This is a genomic window from Streptomyces sp. WG5, assembly GCF_049974565.1.
Lineage (GTDB): Bacteria > Actinomycetota > Actinomycetes > Streptomycetales > Streptomycetaceae > Streptomyces.
The window spans coordinates 218555-241926 of the sequence record NZ_JBNGGC010000006.1; the positions used below are offsets into that span (position 1 = coordinate 218555).

Here is a 23372-nt window from a genome sequence, read left to right on the forward strand (position 1 = left end):
ACAAGCACCTCCATGGGTGAGGAACGCACGGAGGGGCCGGGCCGGTGGTGATGCGCCGGCTAGGACCCCGCGTCCCGGGACGGGAGCAACTGCCCCCCGGTCAGCCCGCCCGCCAGCAGCCGCGCCGTCTCCTCCGCCAGCAGGGCCGCTCGCCGGGCCTCCGCCCGGAGCGCGTGCACGTGCCGGAACGCCTCCCCGTACCGCCGCTGTTCCTCCAGCGGCAGCAGCGGTACGCGCAGTCGCCCCGGGGTGAGGTGGCGTGTCGAGCTGCCGGTCGAGGCGCCGGCCAGGTTGGTCTCGGAGCTCAGGAAACCCAGGAGGAACCAGGGGTCCAGCCGCACCGGGTCCGGCCGGAACAGGTGGACGCCCGCGCCGAGCAGGGCGCCGGCCTCCGCCTCGCCCGCGACCCGGGCCACGGGGCCGGTGCCGCCGACCAGGTTGCGGACCAGGACGTCACCCGCGGCGATCTCCGGCATCTGCTCGGCCTGTACCTCCAGGGCCTGCCCCGTCGGCCCGGTCCCGCCGGCGATGTCGCCGCCTGTCACCACCGGCCGGCGTTCCCCGCCGCCGGCGCCCGCCTCCGTGTCCTCCGCCTCGGCGGCCGTCGCCCGCGGCGAGACCGGAACCGCGCGCAGCAACTTCAGTGCCCCGCCCCGGGCCAGGTCCGACACGGTGGCGGTGCGCCACTCGCGGGCCGAAGCCCCCGCGGCCTCCCACGACGACGTGCCGGCCAGCTCGGCCACCGTCCGCGCCGCCGCCGCCAGCCCCTCGCGGGCCGCCGCGGCCTCGCGGGCCAGTTCCCGCGGGTCGACGTCCGCCCGCGAGGCACGCACCTGCCGGGCCGGGGTCACGTCGACGACCTCGTCGAGCAGGTCGACCACGCCCACCGCCCGCGCCACACCGGCCCGCGCCTCGAAGCCGTCCGGGTCCTCGGCGTACGCCGTCCACGCGGAGACGATCTGCTCGGTCACCCGCGCCCAGTCCACCGCACCGGCACGGCTCCCGCCGCGCTCCGGAGCCGTGGGCTCGCCCGCGGCGTCGACGAAGAGCACCGTCTGGTGGGCCGGCCGGGTCGGCTCCGGGCGTTGCAGCACCCACACCTGCAGGCCGATGTGGAGCGGGATCGCCGCCCCCGGCGGCAGGGCCGCCACCGCCCGCAGCGCGCCGCTGCGGATCAGCTCGGCGCGGACGCGGCGGCCCGAGGAGCGGGACGCCGTGGCCGGCGGGAGGAGCAGCACGGCGTGGCCGCCCGGTTCGAGGTGGGCCAACGCGTGTTGGACCCAGGCCAGTTCGGACTCGGCGCGGGGCGGGAAACCGTACGCCCAGCGCGAGTCGTAGGCCAGCTCGTCGTGGCCCCAGTCCCGGTCGCCGTAGGGCGGGTTGCACAGCACGGCGTCGACGGTGAGGTCGGGGAAGGCGTCGACGCGCAGGCTGTCGCCCGTGCGCACGGTGACGTCCGCGCCCCCCTCGGCCGTCAGGGTCAGGCCGACCGCGGTGCGCCGCGCCTGGACGGGGACGCTGTCCTGCCCGTACAGCTCGCGCGCGCCGCGCGCGGCGGCGGCCGTCAGCAGGGTGCCGCTGCCGCAGGCGGGGTCGAGGACGCGGGCCGGGGGGCCCGGCACCAGGCGGGCCAGCAGGTCGGCGAGCGGGGCCGGGGTGCGGTAGGCGCCGCTGGCGGCGCTGTCCTCCAGTTCCCGCTCCGCCAGGACGCCCAGCGCCGTCTGCGCGCCCTCGTCGCGGACGCAGAGCAGCAGGGCGCGCAGGACCGTGGCGTCGGAGGCGGCGAACCGGACGGGTTCCGTGTCCGGTACCACGTCCGCGACCTGGGCCGCCGCGTCGTTCGCCTGCTTCACCAGGTCGGCGTCGGGCAGCGTGAGCAGACCGGTGAGTTCGTCGGCGGGGCGGCGGGCCGCGGCGAGGACCAGCAGGAGCAGGTCGGCCGCGCCGGCGCCGGCCCGCTCGCGGAGGCGCAGGGTGGTGCGCAGCTCTCCGCTGGGCGTGGCCGCCGTGTGCTGTCCGCGTGAGGCGAGCCAGGCGCGGACCTCCTCCAGGTCGTACAGCGGGCTGCTGTCCGTGCCGCCCGAGGGCGCGGGAAAGTCGTCGTGCCGGCGTCGCCAGTTGCTGACGGTGGCGCGCGTGACGCCCGCGATGCGGGAGATCTCGGCGGCTGTCACCTGGGCGGACGGTACGGGCGGCTGAGGCATGGGTGAGTCCTGGCTCCGATGGGCGGCGTGGTCACACCCTACAGCACGCGTCAATCACCGGATGGTGTTGGACAACGCTTTCACGGTCGTGCTTACATGTGATTGCTTCCATAGGTGAGCGGCGCTCCCCGATGCGATGGCTCCCGCCCCCCGCGCCCCGACCGCCCGTTCCGTGCGGCCCTGCGGCCCCGCTCACCACCACCCGCGATCTGGAAGGCCACCGTGACGCCCACCGAGCACACCGAGCTGATCCGTCGCCTCGCCGACGACTTCACCGCCCTGCAGGAGGCCGTCCTCGCCCGCATGAACGGGATCTGCGCCCCGGAGACCGCCGCGGCCCTGGAACACGCCTCGCTCGCCGGTCCCGTCACCGTCGTCCTCGCCCACGCCGACGTCCTCGCCCGCGGCGCCGTCCGGCGCGCGGAACTCTCGGCTCAGCTCCCCGAGCGGCTGCGACGGCTGCGCGCACACGCGCGCAGGGTGCGACGGGCCCGGTCGCAGGCGGAGGCCCGGTACAAGGAGCAGCGTGCCCGCCGCCCCGCCGGTCGCTCCCGACCGGTGGACACACTGGAGCTGAGGGTGGCGCGCACGGCGTTCGCGGCGGCCTTCGGCGAGACCCTGCGGCAGGAACTCCGCGACAGGGGACTGCCGGACGGCACACCGCAGGCACCGGAGAGCGACCTCGCCCAGTGGGCCTGGGACCGGGAAGCGGCAGGCGGCGAACCGCCGGCACCGGTACGTGAACTGCGGGACTGCGACGACGACGCCTTCGTGCAGGCCCTCCTGCGCGACGCCCGGGAGGAGGAGAACCCGTACCTCCCGCACGACGCGGTGGCCGAACGGTGGAGCCGTCACGCCCGCGCCGCGCTGGCCTGGGGCCGTTACGCGATCGGCCGGGCCGAACGGGACGCACTCGCCTGCCCGCTCTCCGCGCGGCGCACCCGACTCGACGCCCTGGACGACGCCTACCAGGACACCGCGGTGCTCGCCGCCCGCTCCCGCGAAGCGCTGCTCCGGGCCACGGACCTCCACGACCGGATGCGGGACCGCGTCACCACGGGGCCCTTCGCGGAGCTCGTCGCGCAGTGCCGCGCCGCGGCCCTGGTGCGCTTCGCCGACGCCGAGCCCGAGGGGTGGCGCAGCGTGCGCGAACTGACCGCAAGTCACCGGGCGCACTGCCCCGAACGGGCCGGAGGCTGCCCGCACTGTCACCGCGCTCTCGCCGCCGTTCTCACCGACCCCCCTCCCGTCGACGCGGACGAGGACGGTGACGGTGGACACCCGGCGGCGACGCTCCCGGCCGACGTGGACCGCTACGCCCTGCTCGCCGACCTCCCCGACACCGCCGTCGTGGCCGTCGCCGACGCCGCCGTCGGTGACGAGTCCGCACGGTGCGGCTACGGATGGGCCGCCGAGGACGGGACCACCGGACACGGCGACTCCCTGGCCTCGAGCAGCGGTGAGGCCGAAGTCATCGGCATCTGCGCCGCCGCCCTCAGCCTCCTCGAAGACCACGAGGACGCACCCGTGGTCGTGCTGTGCGACAGCACCGAGGCGGTCGAAGTGGTCGACACGGCCCTGCACTCCGCCGACCCGGCGGCCGCCCACCGCGCCCTCCTCTTCCCGGAGAGCCGGCAACTGATGGCCCGCCTGGTGCGCCACCGCCACCGCGTCCAGGTTCGCTGGCTGAAGGGCCACGTCGGACACGACCTCAACGAGACCGCCGACGCCTTCGCCCGCCTCGCCCTCCGCCGCGCCACCGGCCGGATCCTTCCTTCCGCCGCCCGGAAGGAGGAGGCGCGGATCCTGCGCTCGCTCGGCCCCGGGGCCGGCCCCCTCACGGCCGCCGCCTGATCTCCCGCCGCCCGCGGCCGGCCCCGCACCGCGAGAAACGGTCTTCCCGTCCTTGGGCGAAGGTGAGTGACGTCCCTCATGGCCCGTCTCCGTGGTGCGACGTGCCCGAGCGGATCGGACGGGTGGGAGGGTGCACGCCGGGGCGAGCGTCGACGGGGTGCGGACGACACCTGTCGCAGCGGCGTGGCGCGTGTATATGGAGAGTGCCACCCGAACGGCAGTCCACTGGGCGGCCCCCGGTCCCGTTCATATCGCCGGCACGGATAATCATCGGCTGTAGGTTGCATTCATCGATGCGCCCCAGAACATCGCGGTGGGGGATCGTGATTGCCGCGGGCGCGTCAACCTTGGTGAAGCTCTGGTCATGCCTTTCGGGTGGTCGTGCGATTGCCGCAAGGGACGCCTGGGGAAACGGTGGGGGATGGGTGGGACGTCTCTGTGAGTTGTGCGCCGTCGGTTTGCGCCGGGCAGTGGCCGTAGAGGACCGCGCCCGAGGGGGCGTTCGGTAGCGGCCCGTTCTCGGTGACGGGTCAGGGTGACGCGGAAGACCGTTCCATGCCGGGGAATTTCACGAACAGGGCATCGGAACCTCTCTTCTGGGGACAGAGTGGATCATTCTTACCGGGTGTGGCAGGAAGTGCCGGCCGAGGAGTTCTTCGGACGGCAGCACGCCGGCCACCCGACGCTGTCCTAGGCGGAGAGGACCGGTCGAGGCACGTTGGTTGTCACCGATCAGGCATCCCATGTGTCACAACCGCCCGTTCGGCAGACTTTCTGTCACCAGTACCGAAGATCCTGAGTTCTCGGATACCTCAGCGATGCCGTGCTCAGGGCTGAGTCCTTCCACGGCGAGGCGGAAGAGGCGGTCGGCCTGGGTCTCGGGGTCCTTGTGGTGCTCGGTGGCCAGGGCGATGCCGATGGCGAGGGTCAGCAGGTCGTGAAAAGTGACGTGCGGTGCGACCGCCTTGTCGCGAATGGCCCGCTGGAGCAGGGGATTTCCGGCCGCTGCGATTCTGTTGCCACAGGAGTGCGGGGAGGGTTCCTCGGCGGGGGGCTCGTAGCTGAGGGTGTTGGCGAATCCGCGGGCTGAGACGGCGTAGAGGACGAGGGCGTGGAGCCACTCCAGGAGGGCAGTGCGGCCGTCCTCGGTCGCACTCAGCCGGTGGGCGCGCTCGCACAGGACCTCGATGCGCTCCTGGAAGACGGCTTCGAGCAGGGCGCGGCGGGTGGGGAAGTGACGGCGCACGGTCGCCGAACCGACGCCTGCGGTCCGGGCGATCTGCTCCAGGGATGCCTCGGCGCCGTGCGCGGCGACCTCGGCTTCGGCGACGGCGAGGATGCGCTGGTAGTTGCGTCGGGCGTCCGAGCGCTGACCGGTCATGATCTCCTCATTGCTAAACGGCGGGTCCCGCCATATCTTAGCGGCAGGCAAAGCGGCGGGCCCCGCCGTTTTCATTCTCCGTTCCGTGAGGAGCAGCAACCATGCCCATCAACAGCGATGCCGTCCTGGTCATCGGAGCCACCGGCCGGCAAGGCGGGGCCACGGCCCGCGCACTCCTGGCCGCCGAGGTGCCCGTACGTGCACTCGTACGCGATCCGCGGTCGAAGTCCGCCCAAGCGATCGAGGCGCTGGGCGCCGAGCTGGTGCGGGCGGATCTCTCCGACCGGGACTCCCTCGGCCCAGCGGTCGAGGGAGTCCGCGCGGTGTTCTCGGTGCAGGCGCCGCCCATGACCGAGACCAGCGTGGACTTCGCGGGCGAGCTCGTCCAGGCCACCAACCTGGTGGACGCGGCGAAGGCTGAGGGAGTACGGCAGTTCGTGCAGTCCTCGACCAGTGGAGTCGGTGAGCACACCCGGGTCACCGGCTGGGCCGAGGGCCGCTGGGCGGCGATGGCGGACTACTTCCACACCAAGCAGGCGATCATGGAGGCGGTGCGGGGTGCGGGCTTTGCCCGCTGGACGGTGATCAAGCCCGCTTTCTTCATGGAGAACATGCCCCTGCTGGCACCCAAGGGGCCGCGCGGCGGACTGCTGACGGTGCTGAAGCCGGAGACCGAACTGGCCCTGGTGGCCGTGCGGGACATCGGCACGGCCGCGGCGCACGCCCTTCGAGACCCTGACCGGTTCCACCAGGTGGAACTGGAACTGGCCGGTGACCTGCGCACGATGGAGCAGGTCGCGCAGACCTTGTCCGCCGCCTGGGGCGTGCCCGTGACCGCGCCCTCCATGAGCCTGGAAGAGGCCCTCGACGCGGGCATGCCGACGTGGGGAGCCGGACACGAGTGGAACAACGCGGTCCTCCAGCCCGCCCGGCCCGAGTTCGCCCGGGAGTTGGGCGTCCCGGTCACCACCTTCGCCGAGTGGGCGGATGAGCAGCTGACACCCGTGTCGGGCTAGGTTCTGTCCCGCCGGTCATGTCCGGAGCCAGATGATGGTTGCTGCGACGGCTATGGTGCCCAGGTAGACGTTTGCGCGCTTGACGTACCTCGTGGTCACAGCTCGGTAGTTCTTGAGCTTGTTGATCGCCCGTTCCACGGTGTTGCGCTTCTTGTACGGCTCCTTGTCGAAGCCGGGTGGGCGACCCCCTGCCCGGCCCCGGCGTACGCGGTTCACGGCCTGGTCGCTCTTCTCGGGGATGACGTGGCGGATGCCGCGTCGCCGCAGGGAGCGGCGGGTCCGGCGATTGCTGTATGCCTTATCGGCGCTCACGCTGTCTGGTGTGGTGCGCGGGCGGCCTGGCCCGAGTCGAGGCACTCGATTGCGTTCCATGACTGGCCTGAACTGTGTGCAGGCCGCCCGCTGGCCTGCCGTCAGCAACAGTGAGAGCACGCGGCATCGCCCGTCGGCACTCAGGTGGATCTTGGTGGTGAAGCCTCCTCGGGAGCGACCGAGCGCCTCACCTCCTGCACCACCTCCGCCAGGCGGGCGCACAGTCTCGGCCACGGTCTTCCGCTCTGGTGTGCCATCGCGGCCGCCCCCTTTGATGCGGCGGGCGGCGGAGCTTTCCGCGCGCCGGCCGCATGCTGGTGGGCACGGATCGAGGTGGAATCAACCGAGACATCCCAGTCGATCCCACCGGCGGCATCGACCTGGGCCTGCACCTGCTGAAGCGGCCGTTCCCAGGTTCCGTCGGCCGACCAAGCGCCGGTGGCGCTCGTAGACGGTCTTCCACGGCCCGTAGCGTTCAGGCAGATCACGCGGACTGCACCCCGGTCCGCACCCGGTGCAGGATGCCGTTGATCACCTGACGGTGATCGCACCACCGCCCGCAGCGGTTACTGCCCGTGGGAAGCAGCGGTTCCAGACGTCACCACTCCGCCTCTGTCAGATCCCCCCGACCCGTCACCCAAGAGTCAACGAACCAGTGGGTGACATGGGTGCGGTCAGCACCTGCGATGCCACCACGCCAACTCCGGGTCTCCCATCGGCTCGTGATGCGTTCGCCCGAGCAGGCCGCTGGCACCCCGGCCCACCTCCTGCTTCAGACGCACCTGACCGGCTCACGCGTTGTCAAGGCGTTCAGCAACATCTTCTTCAAACACCTGGCCACCCTGGGGCGCCCGACCGGCGCCTCCGACCGCAGCGCGCTGCCCATCGCCGGCGACGAAGCCACCGCCAAGGAAGCTGTCGCCACCTTGATCGATTCGCTCGGCTACGACGCGTACGACGTGGGCCCTCTCGCCGAGAGCCGCCGGTTCGCGCCGGGCACGCCAGCCCAGCACGCCTATCTCGACCCGGCTGGCATGTTCGCCGCACCCGGCCGCCCCGCATCCACGGAAGACCTCGCCAAGCTCCTCTCAGCGTAAGGAACGCCATGACCAGTACATACAGCTCTCCCCGGGTCCTTGGAACCACCGACCAGGAACGACAGCTCGTCGAAACCCTCTACCGGGCGATCGGCGGCGAGCCCGACCTCCTCGACGACGTGCTGTCGCCCGACTGGGAGGACATTCCCAGCATCCCCGACCAGCCCCGCCGGGCCCCGCGGGCATGAAGCCGCACATCGTGGCGTTCCACGAGGCCTTCGCCGACGCACACGTAATCGTCCATGACATCGTCGCCTCCTCGGGACTTGTCGCCGTGCGCGGTGCCCTTGCCGGTACCCTCCGTAGCGAGTTCCTCGGCGTCCCCCCGAACGGCAAGTACGACGAGATCGCCATTCACGAGTTCCACGAGATCGACAACGGTCGCATCAGGCGGAGCTGGCACCTCGAAGACCTGCATGGATGGATGACTCGCATGAACGCCTAGCGACACTCACCGAGGGCAAGGGCGTGCCGGACCGCGCCGCCCCTGCCCTCGGTCATCCGTTGAGGCGGTCCCGCACCATTGACCAGGTTGTGCATCAGACCGTCACCGACCTGGGTCTGTGGTTTCCGTACCTGGTGCAGGCGGCGCGGACCCACCGATGGCGCCGCGACATCAAGACGGGCAAAGTCTCGCGCCAGACCATCCACGCCATCACCAACATGACGGCGCGTGACGCATCGCAGCAGCGCATCGGGCAACTCGCGTGCCCGGAATGGCGAATCGAGGCCGTGCACGACGTGCGGGACGTGACGTTCACCGAGGACGCGTCGAGGATCGGGGAGCGGGGTGCGGCCCGGCCCGGCTCGCTCGTCGGCCTCAGGACTCGTCGGCCTCACGAGCCGTGGGCCGCCGGAGGGGAAGCGCTTTCAGACCTTCAGCCATCTCCCGTCGAGATTGAAGGCGTGCACGGGTGTCTCGAACCGCACCGCCCAGTCGCGGGCCCTGAAGCCTCCGAGGAAGAGCCTCACGTGGTGAACCTGCAGAGCCGAGGTCGGCGGGGCGTCGGAGACCGTCCTCAGTACGGCGTCCGGCTCACTGGCCGGCAGCGGAAAGTCGGAAGGGTCGATGAGGTCGGCCTTGAGCCTCTGCACCGGATTCGAGGTGGAGAAGCCGGCGACGTCCGCACTCAAGAAGTGGTACGACCCCGCGAAGGTGGAGCCTCCACTGGGGATCTCGACGAACTCGTCGAATCGAAATCTCACTCGATGATTGGCGTCGCTCTCGATTTCCACGTGGACGGGATAGAGACCGACGCGGTCACTAGGTATGTGCATGGAAATCTCCCTGATGGCAGTGCACCTTGGTGACTGCACCGTACGGCGCCCGGAAGGCACCCGCATCTCCGGCCTTTCGCCGCATCTGCGGGCCTTTCGCGGACGGGTGAAGCGTGATGCCTCGAGGCCGAGGCCGAGGCCGAGGACCCGGCCCGTGCACGCGCCGGGTGTACTGCCAGGCGCGGAGTGATGATCCCGCCCTGGCGGAGGACCTCCTCCCGGCCACGTCCGGGGTGCCGCCGGGGTCGTGCGGACGTCCCAGGGGCGGGACCCGTTCGCGGGCTCACCCGGTTCCGCTGGAGCAGCGGCGGACCGGCCGCGTCACCGGCCGCGTCCTCGCGGACCTCCGGCACCAGCGTGCGGGGTTCAGCCCCCTCCCGCACGGTGGCCCGCTCCCGGCGTCGACCCGGCGGGTGGCGAAGGCGCCCCTGCGACCTCACAGGGAGTGGAAGGCATCCGGCAGCAGCACCGTCTCGGTGAACACCGTCCGTTCGGTGACCTCCTCCGGTGTGCCGGAGTGCAGGAACGTGCCGGGCCGGGGCTCCTTGTTCGGGAGGAGCTCCACTTCGCGGACCCGCACCCGGTACGGGCCGGGGCCGCTCCGCCCGAAGAACTCCGACTTCCACTCCTTGAGCGCCGGGGAGAGACCCACCCGCTTGGGCTCCGGCCGGCGCAGCTCGGTGCTCTGCCACGCGGGCACGTCGGCCCCGGGGCCGAATCCGACGAGGTCGACCTGGTCGGCCGTGAGACCGCCCGGCAGGGCGCAGCGCTCCAGGATCACGTCCACCCTGTTGACGGCGGGCGCGGGTGAGACGGCTCCCGTCACCTTGACCTCGTACCGGTCGGCGAGGCGTGTCACCTGCAACGACCGGTCGGGGAGGAGAGGTACCAGGTCCGTACGCACCACGGGGGACAGCGAGAGGCCGTCGAGGCTGTTCGGCTGGTACCGGGCGAGGGCGAGTTGCACGAGGGCCAGGTTGAACGACGTGCTGTCCGCTCCCGTGAAGACCACGTCTGCGAGCCAGCGCTGCAGCTCCGCGTGGAACTCCGGCTGGTACGGCACGACGACCACGTCCGCGCCGGCCTCGTCGAGCCGCAGCCGCCTTTCCGGTCCGGCGGCACCGGTGAGGTGGCGGGCGAACGGCGCGCCCATGGGTAGACCCCTGGTCGGATAGAGAGGGTCGAGACCCGCCTGGGTGACGAAGGGCTTCAGTGCCTCTGTGGTCGCCTCTTCCCCGGGACGCACGACCACGGCCAGGAGTTCGCCGGCGCCCGTCGTGTGCCACGGCCGGTCGAGGGCGATCTGCACGCGGTTGCCCAGACGCTCGTGGACGAGCGCGTGGCCGACCGCCTCGAGGTCCCCGGTCCGTTTCCACAGGAACGCCGGGCGGGTGGAGGCGACCGCCAAGGGGGCGGGCCGGGCGGTACTGCGCACGACCACGGGAGCCAGCTGTCTCGTCACGGTGAAGTCGTCGGGGTTTCCGGAGTCACGGAAGTAGTCACGGAAGCGGCTGACGGCCCGGAGGGTGTAGGTGACCGTGCGGTGGCGGGTGTCGCCGAACTCCTGCCGGAACAGCGTCGGCGGACGTGCCGGTCCGTCCGCCGCGACGGTGAGAGTGTCGACCGGCACATCGGCCACCTCGTGGGACACCTCGTCGACCTCGTCCCGCCAGCTCGCGGTGATCGCCAGCTGGGCCGTGCTCCTGGGGTCGAACACGTCGGACTGGGGGGCGAGGACCGCGAACGTCGAGTCCGGAGCACGGTCGACGGTCAGCATGGTCTCCGGCGGCCTGAGCGGGTGCTGGACGGCGTGCACGAGGGCGAGGGTGCGGGCAGGTGTGACCATCGGGTGGCGGCCCTGCCGGAGGGCGTTCACCGAGACCTGCGGGGGCGGCGGGTCGGCGGCCGTGAGCAGGGCGAAGTGGTCGACGATGTCCTCCTGGGGGAACGTCGACAGGTCGAGCGTGATCCGTTCGGCGGGTGCGAGGCGGACCGTGAGCTGCTCGTCCTCCCAGCCGACCACGGGTCGTCCGGCGGACGGGGTGGTCAGCCTCAGCGTCTTGGGCGCGAGGTCGGGCCAGGGCTCCTCCCAGGCCCTCGTGGGCATGGGGGCGTTCGGCTCCTTGCGGGCCGCCACGATCCCGCCGGCGGCCGGGTCGGGCAGAGGCCGGGTACGTTCGGACGTCGCCTCCGGGGCCGCTGCGGCGAGTGCGCGGCCGACCCACTCCCAGGTCAGGTGGTCCGCCTCGGAGCCCTCCCCCAGGTCGAGCATCCCGTGCTGTTCGGCGACGGCCAGGCTGGAGCGGGGCGGACCCAGCACCCGCTCGTCGTTCAGGGAGTGATCCGTCAGTTCGGCGTACCGTCCGACGTCGAGTCCCCTCAGGGGGTCGCTGCGCACGACCACGTGCTCGACCGATTCCCCCGGGCCGAGACGGGCCGCGTCGGTCCGCTCCGGGAACGAGACCTCCGGGGCGCAGATCGGCTCGTGGCGTCCGTAGAACTCGGGTGCCGTCGTGTGCCGGCCGGCGGCCGGGTCGTCGGGCGCGAGCCCGCCTCCCGCGACGTCCGCCACCCGTGCCCGCAGGGTGTAGTGACGTCCGAAGCGCAACCGGGGCAGCGTGCCCTCCTCCGCCTCGAAGGCCATGCTGATATTCGTGCCCGGTGCCGGCGGTGGTGTCGGCCGGGGCGTGCCGTCGAACGCCGGGCGGGGAACGGCGAGGCTCCACCCCCGGAAGCCGGCCACGATCTCGTCGGCGTGCAGGCCGTTGCCGTCCTGGACCGCGGAGTTCGCCTTGAGGTGCCCCTCCTCGGGCAGATCCCCGGTCCCTTCGCCACCCGCGCCGAGGGTGGTGAAGTCGTCGGACAGGCCCCCGTCGGGGCGCCGCTCGTGGACGCGGTAGGTGGCCCTGCGCCGGTGCAGCGAGAACCAGTCGTCCCCGCCGAGTCCGGGAAGAACGTCGACGCGGTAACCGAGGACCAGGTCGTCGGCGGTGAGGACGTCCGGTTCCGAGCCGAGCGTACGAGCTCCCGTGGCGCGTCGTTCCTCCATGTCCTCGCCCCGCCCGCGCAGTACCAGTTGGAGCCCGTCGGAGCGAAGGGCGGGCAGGGCGGGCTGCTCGCCCGGATGCGTGGCCAGCGCGCGGGCGGCTTCCCGCATCCGCTGGGCGGCCACGTCCACGTCCACGGTGGCGACCTGCCAGCGCGGGGCCCCGCTCCCGTCCCGCTGGTCGAGGGTGACCATGCCTCCCTCCACCCGGCCCGTGGCGGTCGGCCGGAAGCCGTCGCCGAACGCCGTGCGAGGAGACACGATCTCGGGCAGCCCGGCGGGACGGCCCGGCCACACCACCCGCACCGTCCCGGCGGCAGGGTCGTCGATCCCGCCGGGACCGAGCCGGAGCTCGAAGACCAGGCCCAGTGCCCGCAGCACCGCGGGATGTTCACGCAGCAGCGACAACGTCCGGTTGAATCCCGGCCGGTCGGCCGGCGGACCGGCCACAGGGGCGGCGGTGCGCGGCGCTTCCGGGCCGAGCCAGTGGTCACTCAGCAGCGCGTCACGCACCTTGCCGGTGTAGTCCGGCGACTCGGCGCCGAGCTGGGTGGTGACCTCGGCCCTGGACGCCGCGTGGAAGGTGTGTGTCACCTCGTCCAGGTCCTCGGACGTTGCGTACACGGTGAGCGGGGCGTCGGCCGGCCCGGCCGGCCGGGCTTCGGCGCTTTCCACGGGCAGCCCCGCCACGAGCCGTTGCCAGACGCCCGGTTGGTCGTGCAGGCGGGGCACCAGGTCGAACTGCCTGTCGGGAGCAGCCGGTGGGGCTCCGCCCGGGGCGAACGTCTCGACCCGCACGGTGCCACCGGTCAGGGCGGCGGGGGGCCACTGGGCCATCCCGTGCCCGGCCGGGGTGCCGCCGGCCAGCCTCGGCACGACGAGCACGCGCAGGAGAGGGCCGTCGCCGTCGAAACCGTCCGGCACCGGGATCCACAGCATGTCACTCATGACGCGAACGCCTTCCGGTAGCGTCGCCACGCATCGAAGCCCGACGCGTCCCGTTCGGCGACCGACAGGCCGTCCATGCGCGCTTCGGGGGCACTGCCGCCGATCAGTTCGAACGTGCCGCTGTCGACCGTCACCGTCTCCGAGTACAGCGTCAGATCCAGTTCGATCACGACGGTCGCGCGGCCGAAGAGCCTCGGGGGGCCGTCGAGGTAGGTGAGCGACACCCGCAGTTCGAGGGAGACGGTGACCAGGCCGAGCAGCTCCACACTGCCGCCGATCCTGATGAAGGCCTCCAGCTCCACATGACCGTCCGGATGGCGCTGGAAGCGCACCCCTCCCAGAGCGTGCACCTCGGCCTTGGCCACCACGAAGTCGACGGCCAGCATCGCGCCGAACTCCAGGGAGATCTCCACCCGTGGTTCGTTGTCGCCGGCGATCTCGATGTCGGCGTACCCGCCGCCGCCGAACGCGGAGACCGTGAGAGCGAACGGTTGCTCCCGGCTGGCGAAACCGAGCGACACGGTCACCGGCTGCTCCACGAAGGGGACCACCACCCGCATCCGACCGGTCACGTTCTGCAGCACGAACAGGCCGGCCGCCGCCTTCGGGATGCCGACCTCGTAGCCCACGGTGACGCCCGTGGGCGACACGCCGCTGGTCGGCCCGTGCCCCGCGATGAGCTTCTCCAACTGCGTCTGGAGTTCCTGCAGGAGTTTCAGCGGGCCGGCGAATTCGATCTTCGGGCTTTCGACGGTGACGGCCGGTGCGTGGCCCGCGGTCCGCCGGAACGTCACCGAGTCGAACGACAGCTTCACCAACGGGGCCATCGGTGGCGGCGGCAGGACGAGGGTGAAGTTCTTCAGGGAGCAGGTCGTCACGGGTTCCAGCGCGCCGGGTGAGCCGGCGGCCGGCGCGCATCCGGCGAACAGGTCGAGTGCGGGCGGTGGGCCCGTGGCCCTCGCCCGGAAGGCGCCGTGCGCCTTCAGCCTGAGCCCTTCCCACCGCATCTCGGTGAACAGCGAGTCGTGCGCCCGCCGCTGGACGATGGCGGGCGGCTTGGGAGCGAGCGCGGCGTCGATGAGGGAGGCGAGCGGGAAGCCGAACAGGGTGGCCCCGCCGAACGCGGAGTCCAGCGCGGCTTCCAGGTTCGGGGCGCCCGTCAGCACACCGGTCGGCACGGGCCCCAGTTCCCGGGAGATCCCGTCCGCGCTGAACCGGGGGGCGACCAGGCCTCCCGAGCGGTCGGCGTTGCGGGTGAAGTCGACCGGGACACCGGCCGGCGCGTCGAAGAGGAACGGAACCTCCGGGACGGCGGCGGTCGCCTCGACGTCCGTCGACGGATCCGACGGGGAGCGCAGCTGCGGCGCGTACCGCAGTGTCCGTGCCTGGTCGTGGGCACCGGTGAGCAGGGAGCGCAGGGCGGGCAGCACGGCGTCGAACCTCACGACGTCCGGACGGTTTCCTGTGCCGCCGTCATCGCCGGAGAACGTGAGCGCGTGTACTTCCAGGACGTCTCCAGGCCTGTTGCCCGCGCCGACCATGTCGAGGTGGGTGCCCGCGATGCGGGCCGAGGAGTGGGGTCGCCACTCTTCCAGTACGGCAGAGGAGGGGCCGGGACGTGTGTCGCCGACGAAGACCAGCGGGAGGGAGAACTCGATGTCCGTGTTTCCGGAGCGGCAGCGGACCGGGAAGAACACGGGGTCGGAGGCACCCCCGGGGAGGAACAACTGACGGTCCTGCGGTTCCACCGTGCCGCTGAGGGGGAATTCCCGCCCCAGGATCTCCACCTCGTCGAACGGGAAGGTCGGTGTGCGAGTCCCGTCGAGGAGCGGTCGGATGATCACCAGCGTCCGTCTCTTGACGAGTCCCGCGACACAGCCGAGGGCCTGCGGGTCGTGCACGGGCATGAACTCCCGCGTGGTGACCTCTTGGTAGATCGCTCGGAAGCCGAACGGCCACAGTCGTCCCTGCGCGGTGACATCCACTTTCTGATCGCGTCCGAGGACCGTCTCGTGGGTCCACGAGAGGGAGGGCCACGTCCCGGCGGCCGAGAGCGAGCCGCCCAGCGCGGTCAGCTCGAGGCGGGTCGCCAGGGGCCGCGAGACGGTGTGGCTGGACGACACGATGTCGCCCCGCCACCCGTCCAGGGAGGGGCTCTGGAAGGGGCTCTCGGCGACGATGCCGCTGTCCGCGACGAACGAGGGCAGTATCGTCAGCCCCGCGTCACCCGGTGTCGCGTCGCTCGCCCGCAGCGGCATGGACCACAGGACCACCGTGCCCGACCCGGGCGTGACCACGGGGCGGGCCGCGTGCCCGGCCACCACCTCGGCGCCCTGGGTCCGGGCCAGCGGCGCCACTTTCAGTCCCCACGGGACCTCGACCGCCGAGACCGGGGCGACTTGGGCGCGGCCGTCGGCCAGCGCCCCGAGGATCCCGGCCGCGCTCAGCTCGATCATGGTCCCCGCGGGCACGCTGAACACGAGCTCGCCGGGGCCGGACAGGCGCGAGTCGGTGTGCACGATACCGGTCGCCTGGAAACCGGGGGCGGTCGGCTGCTCCAGGATCGCCTGGGGCGGAAGCCCCACGGTCACGGTCGCCGCGGGGCCCGTCGCCGCCAGGACGGGCCGGCCGGACGGGCCCTGGTCACCGGTCTCGAACCCCGACAACCGTACGGTGAGGACCACCAGGTCGTCGGCTCGCACGATCAGGAAACTCTGCGGTTCCACTGGTCCTCACCTGCTTCGATGTCACCGTCCGGCACCGGCTTCGGCGCCGGGCCCGCGCGCGTGACCGTCCGGGCCACGTCGGTCCCGGCAGTAGTCCGTCGGCTACGCCGGCGCAAGGCCGTACCGCAGCGTTCCCCCGGCGATGTGTGCCACGTGGAGGCTCCCCACACCGTCGACCTTGAGGTCGCTCCACGCGCCGCCGGCCTCCACGTCCTGGATGTCGAAGGCTCCGATGCCGGTACGCCTGGCGAACTTCAGTTGGCCCCCGGAGCCGTAGACGACGCAGATGTTCGCCGGGAAGGCGATGCCGCACGCCGAGTGGCGGACGCCGACGTTGTCCACCGCACCGGCCACCACCTCGATCGCCGGCGACTCGGGGAAGTTGCCGAAGATGCAGACGTTGAGCGTCCTCCCTTGGGCCTCGTAGTAGGAGACGACGCTCTCGCCGGTGATGGAGTGCTCCATCGCCGGGAGTTCCCCGGAGACCTGGCCCCCGTGCAGCACCTGGATGTGCCAACTGTCCTCCTGCCCCACGAAATCGGTGCCAGGAGTCATGGTCGCGACGTGCAGCCGCCTGACCGGCGACCCAGTGTGTGAGAGATCGTCGACGTAGGCGATCCGCAACGTCTCGTTCCTGCGGTCGAAGGTCAGTGCCGGGAACCACCCTGCCTCCGCCGTGCCCCCCGGGTCGACGACGTTGACGTTCTTCCTCCAGGTGGCGGGCTGCCCAGGGTCGGTCTTCGGCGGAGCCTTGGTCGCGTGCCACAGTTGCAGGCGCGACTGGTAGGCGAAGTGAGGTCTGTCCTTGAACGGATCCTCGCTGAAGACACCCGCGTTGACCCTCATGGAGGGGAAACGGACGCGGTCGGGGAACAGCCCCGCCGAGGTGGGGACCTCCTCGAGATGCCACTGGCTTTCATGGGCCTTGCGTACCCCGTAGATCAGGCGGTCCGTGGCTCTGCTCTGGTAGGCGACATGCTGGTTGAGCCCGCTGTCGACGGCCAGACCGATCCGGTAGGCGTCGTGCGCCGCCGGTTCCGAGGGCAGCCGTTCGCACTGCCACTCCGTATCGCCCCTCTTGGCCAGCATGACGTCGCCGGACGGCGTCGTGTACGCGAGGAAGGGGTTGTCACTCGGGTCAAGAGCCAGGGAGACCTGCCCATGAGCGGTGTTGGAGGGGTCCACGACCTCGGTGAAGAATGTGGTCGCCATGATGGGTTCATCTCCCGAGCACGGGCATGCCGACACACGCGGCGTGCCGCCTCCCGACATCCGGGAACCAAGACAGGAGTAGTACGTCACGCCCTGGGGCGGTCGTACGCCATGAGCACGCTGTACGGCGAGGGGTGGGGGATGGCCTCCGGGCACGGCCCGCCGCACCTTCCAGCCTGTCACCGCGAGGGGACCGCCGCAAACGCACCGGCCCCGCTCCCACCACGCTGACCGGTGCCTCCGAACCATCGGTGACGTCGGTCCGGACGAGCACGGCCGGGGTACGGAGAAGGCCACCTGGTTCCACGGTGCCGCTTCCGGAGCGATCGACGTGGACACGCGGGACCGTAGCGGCGGTCGGATCACGGCGGCCTGACGCCGTGCACGCCCGCGGCGGCCGGATCCGCGCCGTGCACGCGTCACTGGATCGGTGAGTCGGGGCGGGGGACCCGCACGGTGCGCTCGCGGTCGACGGAAATGACGCCGTCGACCGCCTCGAGGGCGCCGATCCGGTCCTCCGGGACGGTGCCGGAGAGCGTGCCGAGGACCGGCTGGGTGCTCGTGACGGTCATCCCGGCCCGCCGCAGGCCCTCGACCGCGTCGGTGAAGCGGTCGAGGGCCACCGCGACGACGACCCCGATCGGCGTGGGCCCGGACGTCCCGTTCACGGTGCCTGCAGCAGGCCCGCGCCGATGTCGGCTGCGGGCTGCCCCAGCGGGAACACGCCGGTGACCAGAGCGGCCGAGAGATCGGCCGCGGAGGCGTCGGGGTGCGCCTGGGCGAGCAGGGCGACGACACCCGCCACATGCGGTGTCGCCATGCTGGTCCCGCTCATGGCCTGGTAACCGCCACCGGGAGCGGCCGAGTGCACCTGCCAGCCGGGCGCGGCGATGTTGATCTCGCCGCCCTGGCCGTTGACAGCCCCGTTGGAGAAGTGCGCGGGCGCAAGTGCCCTGTCGAGCGCGGCGACCGAGAGGATGGACGGGCAGTTGGCAGGCCGGCTCACGGGATCGGTCCGGACAGGCCTGCGGCTGTCGTTCCCCGCGGCCGCGACGATCAGGGTTCCGAGAGCGAGAGCGCGCACGGCCACCGTCTCGTACGTCTGGGGGAAGAGCTCGCCCGGCCGCACCCGCGCGCCGAGCGACATGGAGATCACCCGGGCTCCGTGGGAGACGGCCCAGGCCATGCCCGCGAGGATTTGGCCGTCGGGGCCCTTGCCCCTGTTGTTGAGTACCTTCGCGACGAGGAGCCGGGCCTCGGGGGCCACGCCGTAGCGGGGACCCCGCTGGGGATCGGCCGGTCCGGCGACGGTGCCGGCGCAGTGCGTGCCGTGGCCGTGGACGTCGTCCACGGTCTCGCCGGGCACGAAGGATTCCGTCGCCTCCAGCCGGCCGGCGAGGTCGGGGTGGCCGGTGTCCACACCGGTGTCCAGGACGGCGGCCTTCACACCGTCCCCGGTGAGGTGGGACAGCTGGGCCCGGACGGCCTGCAGACCCCAGGTGAATCCGTCCTCGATCCACGACGGGCCCTGTACCGCGGCCGTCTCGGCCCTGGCGTGGCGGGCGGTCACGTCCTCGTCGCTGCGGAACGCGGGGAAGAACTCGGTCGGCGCCTGTTGCGGCGTGGTGATGGGGAGCGCGTAAACCATCCGCTCCGGTTCCGCCGTGACGATCGACGGTTCGGCCTCAGCGGTGAGCACCAGCGTGTGGCGCTGCTCGGGCCGGACCTCGACGACCGCCGCGCTGAGGTCCTCGAAGAGCACCGAGACGTCGGGGCGTTCCAGTAGTTCGGCGACGTTCCCCGCCTCCTCGGTGCCCGTGACGCGCTCGAGCGGCGCGATACCGGCGGCAGAACTCAGCGCGCTGATTCCGCTCTCCTGACTGCTCGCATCGAACAGGACAACGTACCGGCCGGTGTACTCGGCGTCATGACCCAGGACGGTGCCGTTGGGTCCGCCGGGTTGCTCGCCGAAGCGGTTGCTGTCCATGGGGTCGTTGGCCATTTGTCGTTCGCCTCTTCTTCTGTTGTTGCTCCGGCGGGACGCGGATCCTCTTCTCTCGGCCCGCCGGCGGGACGCGGAACGAAGGCGTGCGGTCCGCCGTTCACACGTCGCCGACGTGGAATTCGACCCGGGCCGGTTCCGCGGTCTCGGCACGTGCCGAGACCTGCCGGACCGTGTCGTCGGGCGCACGGCACACCACCGTGTAGACGCCCTCCACCGGCACCGCGAAGGAGAAGCGGCCGTCCTGCCCGGTCAGGGCCGCGACATCCGGGAACGCGGCGGGCCCGTCGGCGAGGTGGACGGTGGCACCCGCGACAGGAGTGCCGACGCTGTCGAGCACGACGCCGGTGATGAGGCAGCGCCCACCGCCGCACGGTTCCCCCGCACTCCGTCCGAGTGACGGCCCGTGGCGCCTGTGCGCCCTCATGCCTTCCAGGCCACGAAATTGTCGTACACCTGCTGGGTGATGCGTGTTCCGGAGTTCGTGGTGGCACCGCCGTACGCGTGGACGGCGAAGCCGTAGCGGTGTCCGTTGAGTTCGCGGTAAACGGCGCTGCCGCTCTGTCCGCCGGCGGTGTCGATGTCGTAGTGGACCTTCAGCGCGTTGACCGAGCTGATTCCGCGCGCGGCGTACCACTGGGTGCCGGCCGGTTTGTCGCCGGGGTAACCGGAAATGTTCCCCACCGTGCTCAGCAGGTCCGCATCCGACCAGACGCCGAAGCCGAACCACCCGGTGTTCGATCCCAGTTGGGTGGGAATGATGATCGCCCCGTAGTCGTAGTTCTGATCACCGAACTGGAACCAGCCCTTGACGGACCGGAAGCTGGTGCTGGTGACGGAGCCGTACGGCAGGGTCGCGCCGTTGCGGCCGGGCATGACCTGGATGCTCCGCACCCAGCCGTCGCGTCCGGGGACACCACTGTTCTTGATGTACACCACGTGTCCCGCGGTGATCAGCGTGTGCGGCCCGATGAACCAGCCGGTGCCGATCCACTGGGAGTTGTCGGCGGCCGTGATGAGCAGGGAGCAGTGGACGCGCCACGGGTAGGCCGCCGTGTCCGTGATCTGTACGCGGTCGTCGGGGAGGTGGACGGTCTCGACCGTCGCGTCACCGGCGCCGAAGGAGGCCGCGCCGATGTCCGGCAGGGAAGTGGACGGCGGTACCCCCTCACCCGCCTGCACGGCGACGGGAGTGGCACGGACGTAACCGCCCACGTCCTCCAGACCGTCCGGGGTCAGAGCGCTCCCCGCGCCCGGTTCTCCCTCGGAGGGTTCCTGGAAAGCGGTCCGCTCCTGGGTGGGACCCGCCGTTTCGCTGAGCTGGTTGGACACTGGGGAATGGAGATCGCGTGTCATGGGGAATCCCTGAAGAGAATGTTCAGACAGGGAGAGACGAGCGGTGCGGGCTGTCAGCCGATACCCATTTTGACATCTTTCTCTCTCTGCTTTTCATGTAACACTCGTGACGTCGTGATCACCACTCGGGCGCAATACCGGATGCCGGGGTCTCCCGCAACCGCGATCACGGGAGTGGGGGACCTCGCACTCCTGACGGCTGGCCCGCCCCGGCCCTCCGGCCCGTGCCACACGCCGGCGCGGAAAACGCGTGGCCCCGCCCTCCCGCCGCCGCCTACACTCACCGAACGCAGAGCAGACGGGCGCCCACCGCGGAGCGCCCGAGACCAGTGAGGGGAGACCGCCGTGCGTGACCGCACCGCCGTCGTCGCTCCCCGTCCCCGGTACACGGTGATCCTGGTGTCCCGGTCCGTCCGGTGCCCGCTGCGCGGCCGGTACCGGATGCCCGCGACGCCCGCCTGACCACGCTCCGTCGCCTCCCGCCGACCCCCCTGTGGGGCCCGTCGGCGGGAACGGCGCGCGCTCGGCGGGTGTCCGGGGAATCGCGCTGCCCGTTTCCGGACCGTCCGAAAGGCCACGGGGCCATGCGCAGCACCTCTCTCACCACCGTCCGCAACCTGGGCATCCTCGCCCACGTCGACGCCGGCAAGACCACCGTCACCGAGCGGATCCTCTACACCACCGGCACCACCTACAAGCGCGGTGAGGTCCACGACGGCACGACCGTCACCGACTTCGACCCGCAGGAGCGCGATCGCGGGATCACCATCTTCGCCGCGGCCGTCAGCTGCTCCTGGGACGGTCACCGGATCAACCTCATCGACACCCCGGGGCACGTCGACTTCGCCGACGAGGTCGAGCGCTCGCTGCGCGTGCTGGACGGCGCGGTCGCCGTCTTCGACGCGGTCGCCGGTGTGGAACCGCAGAGCGAGTCCGTGTGGCGGCAGGCCGACCGGCACGGCGTGCCCAGGATCGCGTTCGTCAACAAGATGGACCGGGCGGGCGCCGACCTCGACACGGCGGTCGCCTCGATCCGCGAGCGGCTGCACCCCGTACCACTGGTCGTGCAGCTGCCCATCGGCACGGAGGACGGCTTCACCGGCGTCGTCGACCTGTTGCGCATGCGCGCCCTGGTGTGGGCCGACGGTGCGGAGACGGCCGAGGAGGGACCGGTGCCCGACGCCCTGCGCGAGGAGGCGGCACGCAGGCGGCGGCTGCTGGAGGTGGCGGTGGCGGAACGCCACCCGGCCGCGCTGGAGGAGTTCTGCGACCGGGAGACGCTCAGTGCCGCCACTCTCGCCACGGCGCTGCGCGACCTGACGCGCGACGGCGACGGCGTGGTGGTGCTGTGCGGCTCGGCCTACCGCAACCGCGGTGTCGAACCGCTGCTGGACGCGGTCGTCACCTACCTGCCGTCGCCGCTGGACGTGCCCCCGGTACGAGGCACCGACGGCGGCGCGGAACAGGAACGGCCCGCCGACCCGACGGCGCCGATGGCGGCACTCGTGTTCAAGGTGAACGCCACCCCGACAGGACGGCTGACGTATCTGCGGGTGTACTCGGGCACGATCGAGAAGGGAGACACCGTGTGGGACGCGGGCACGCGGCGCACCGAGCGGATCGGCCGCATCCTGCGGGTACGGGCCGACCGCCACGACCCGCTGGAGCGGGCGGTCGCCGGGGACATCGTCGCCGTGGTCGGTCTGAAGGCCGCCCTCGCCGGCTCGACCCTGTGCGCGCCGGGCGCTCCCCTCGTCCTGGAGCCTCCGGGCGTGGCCGAGCCGGTCGTGCACGTGGCGGTGGAGGCCCGTCGCTCGACCGACACCGACCGGCTGGCCTCGGCGCTGGCCAGGCTGACCGAGGAGGACCCCTCGCTGGCCGTGCGGACCGACCCGGAGACCGGGCAGACCGTGCTGTCGGGCATGGGCGAACTGCACCTGGAGGTCGCGGTGGAACGCGTCCGGCGCGAGCACGCCATCGAGATCGCCGTCGGCCGCCCGGGCGTGGCGTACCGGGAGACGGTCGGTGAAGGCGTGTCCGGTTTCGTCTACCGGCACGTCAAACAGGACGGGGGTGCCGGGCAGTTCGCGCACATCGTTCTCGACGTGGAGCCGTGGGGCGAGGGGGACGCGGACGAGGGCGGTTTCGTGTTCCGCTCGGCCGTCGTCGGCGGACGCGTGCCGCAGGAGTTCGTCCGGGCCGTCGAGGCGGGCTGCAGGGACGCCTTGGTGCAGGGTCCGCTCGGCGGTCACCCGGTGACCGGCCTGAGGGTCACGCTCACCGACGGCCAGACGCATGTGAAGGACTCCTCCGACACGGCGTTCCGCACCGCCGGCCGGCTCGGTCTCCGCGACGCCCTGCGCGCCTCGGCGATGGTCCTGCTGGAACCGGTCGTCGAGGTCACGGTCACCGTGCCCGAGGACGCGGTCGGCGGCGTGCTCGGTGATCTGGCCGCCCGCCGCGGCCGGGTCACCGGCTCCGACACGCGGGGCGGCGCGGCGGTCGTCACGGCCACCGTGCCGCTGGCCGAGCTGTTCGGCTACGCGACCCGGCTGCGCAGCCGCACCCGGGGCCGCGGCACCTTCACCGCACGGCCCACCGGCTACGCACCGGCACCGGCACCGGCATCGGCCACGGCGGCGACACCGGCGCGGTAGCGGGCCGGGCTGCCCCGCCCGGGCAGGGGATGCCGTCGGTGGACCCGGGCTCCGGCGTGACGCCGGTCTTCGAGATCCGGTTGTGTTCCCGAAGACCGGCGTTGTCGCTCGGGGTGGGGGTTCGACGTCGATGCGGGGCGGGCGCGGACGGACCCCACCCACGTGCCGGCTACCGTCCGGTCGCTGAACCGGCTGGAGTTCGCCGTCGAAACGCTGCGGGCGGCTCTCGGCACGCCCGCCGCCGCCCCGACCGGCCGACCGCCCAGACGGATCCCGCAGGGCC

At 71.9% G+C, this 23372-nt stretch carries 16 protein-coding genes and 1 pseudogene; 6 read left to right on the forward strand and 11 right to left on the reverse strand.

What is annotated here, in order from left to right; all coding sequences use genetic code 11:
• Positions 1-59: 59 nt before the first annotated feature.
• Entirely contained in the window at positions 60-2204 is a 2145-nt protein-coding gene (locus ACP4IX_RS08645) for an N-6 DNA methylase (protein WP_426517557.1), read from the reverse strand.
• Between the two features lie 222 nt (positions 2205-2426).
• Here ACP4IX_RS08645 and ACP4IX_RS08650 point away from each other — a divergent pair, with 222 nt between their 5' ends.
• The gene (locus tag ACP4IX_RS08650) at positions 2427-4058 is read left to right on the forward strand and encodes an RNase H family protein (RefSeq protein WP_426517555.1); all 1632 of its coding nucleotides are present in this window, start codon (positions 2427-2429) and stop codon (positions 4056-4058) included.
• A 748-nt stretch (positions 4059-4806) separates the two neighbouring features.
• Here ACP4IX_RS08650 and ACP4IX_RS08655 read toward each other — a convergent pair.
• Positions 4807-5439: a TetR/AcrR family transcriptional regulator gene (locus ACP4IX_RS08655; RefSeq protein WP_426555158.1), complete on the reverse strand. Its 633-nt coding sequence runs from the start codon at positions 5437-5439 to the stop codon at positions 4807-4809.
• A 101-nt stretch (positions 5440-5540) separates the two neighbouring features.
• Here ACP4IX_RS08655 and ACP4IX_RS08660 point away from each other — a divergent pair, with 101 nt between their 5' ends.
• Positions 5541-6455, forward strand: coding sequence for an NmrA/HSCARG family protein (locus ACP4IX_RS08660; RefSeq protein WP_426517551.1), 915 nt, complete (start codon positions 5541-5543; stop codon positions 6453-6455).
• Positions 6456-6470: 15 nt separating this feature from the next.
• Here the strand turns inward: ACP4IX_RS08660 and ACP4IX_RS08665 are convergent.
• Positions 6471-7362 (reverse strand): annotated as a pseudogene (locus tag ACP4IX_RS08665) (IS5 family transposase).
• A gap of 127 nt (positions 7363-7489) precedes the next feature.
• On the opposite strand from ACP4IX_RS08665, the gene ACP4IX_RS08670 reads away from it, so the two are divergent.
• The 3 genes from ACP4IX_RS08670 to ACP4IX_RS08680 are packed head-to-tail and all read left to right on the forward strand — an operon-like array spanning position 7490 to position 8309.
• Positions 7490-7864 (forward strand): NADPH-dependent F420 reductase, encoded by a 375-nt coding sequence (locus ACP4IX_RS08670; RefSeq protein ID WP_426555160.1) that lies wholly within the window; start codon positions 7490-7492, stop codon positions 7862-7864.
• Between the two features lie 8 nt (positions 7865-7872).
• Positions 7873-8052 carry a hypothetical protein gene (locus ACP4IX_RS08675; RefSeq protein WP_426555161.1) on the forward strand — a complete coding sequence of 60 codons (180 nt, stop codon included), beginning with the start codon at positions 7873-7875 and terminating at the stop codon, positions 8050-8052.
• 11 nt (positions 8053-8063) lie between these two features.
• The gene (locus ACP4IX_RS08680; protein ID WP_426555163.1) at positions 8064-8309 is read left to right on the forward strand and encodes an ester cyclase; all 246 of its coding nucleotides are present in this window, start codon (positions 8064-8066) and stop codon (positions 8307-8309) included.
• Positions 8310-8734: 425 nt separating this feature from the next.
• On the opposite strand, the gene ACP4IX_RS08685 is transcribed toward ACP4IX_RS08680, so the two are convergent.
• The 8 genes from ACP4IX_RS08685 to ACP4IX_RS08720 form a co-directional block, all read right to left on the reverse strand.
• Positions 8735-9100, reverse strand: a complete 366-nt coding sequence (locus ACP4IX_RS08685; RefSeq protein ID WP_426555165.1) for a hypothetical protein — start codon at positions 9098-9100, stop codon at positions 8735-8737.
• Positions 9101-9578: 478 nt separating this feature from the next.
• Positions 9579-13136, reverse strand: a complete 3558-nt coding sequence (locus ACP4IX_RS08690; RefSeq protein ID WP_426517542.1) for a hypothetical protein — start codon at positions 13134-13136, stop codon at positions 9579-9581.
• Complete coding sequence (locus ACP4IX_RS08695; protein ID WP_426517540.1) at positions 13133-15862, reverse strand: hypothetical protein; 2730 nt, start codon at positions 15860-15862, stop codon at positions 13133-13135. The genes ACP4IX_RS08690 and ACP4IX_RS08695 overlap by 4 nt, the downstream gene beginning before the upstream one ends.
• A gap of 102 nt (positions 15863-15964) precedes the next feature.
• On the reverse strand, positions 15965-17074 hold the full coding sequence (locus ACP4IX_RS08700; RefSeq protein WP_426517539.1) for a hypothetical protein: 1110 nt from the start codon (positions 17072-17074) through the stop codon (positions 15965-15967).
• A gap of 419 nt (positions 17075-17493) precedes the next feature.
• Entirely contained in the window at positions 17494-17742 is a 249-nt protein-coding gene (locus ACP4IX_RS08705) for a hypothetical protein (protein ID WP_426517538.1), read from the reverse strand.
• Positions 17739-19076 (reverse strand): S8 family peptidase, encoded by a 1338-nt coding sequence (locus ACP4IX_RS08710; RefSeq protein WP_426517537.1) that lies wholly within the window; start codon positions 19074-19076, stop codon positions 17739-17741. Before ACP4IX_RS08710 ends, ACP4IX_RS08705 begins: the two co-directional genes overlap by 4 nt.
• Before the next feature lie 100 nt (positions 19077-19176).
• Entirely contained in the window at positions 19177-19416 is a 240-nt protein-coding gene (locus ACP4IX_RS08715; RefSeq protein ID WP_426517535.1) for a carboxypeptidase-like regulatory domain-containing protein, read from the reverse strand.
• A gap of 83 nt (positions 19417-19499) precedes the next feature.
• Complete coding sequence (locus tag ACP4IX_RS08720) at positions 19500-20432, reverse strand: trypsin-like serine peptidase (RefSeq protein ID WP_426517533.1); 933 nt, start codon at positions 20430-20432, stop codon at positions 19500-19502.
• A gap of 584 nt (positions 20433-21016) precedes the next feature.
• Between ACP4IX_RS08720 and fusA the strand changes: the two genes are divergently transcribed.
• On the forward strand, positions 21017-23089 hold the full coding sequence (fusA, locus tag ACP4IX_RS08725; protein WP_426517531.1) for an elongation factor G: 2073 nt from the start codon (positions 21017-21019) through the stop codon (positions 23087-23089).
• Positions 23090-23372 lie beyond the last annotated feature (283 nt).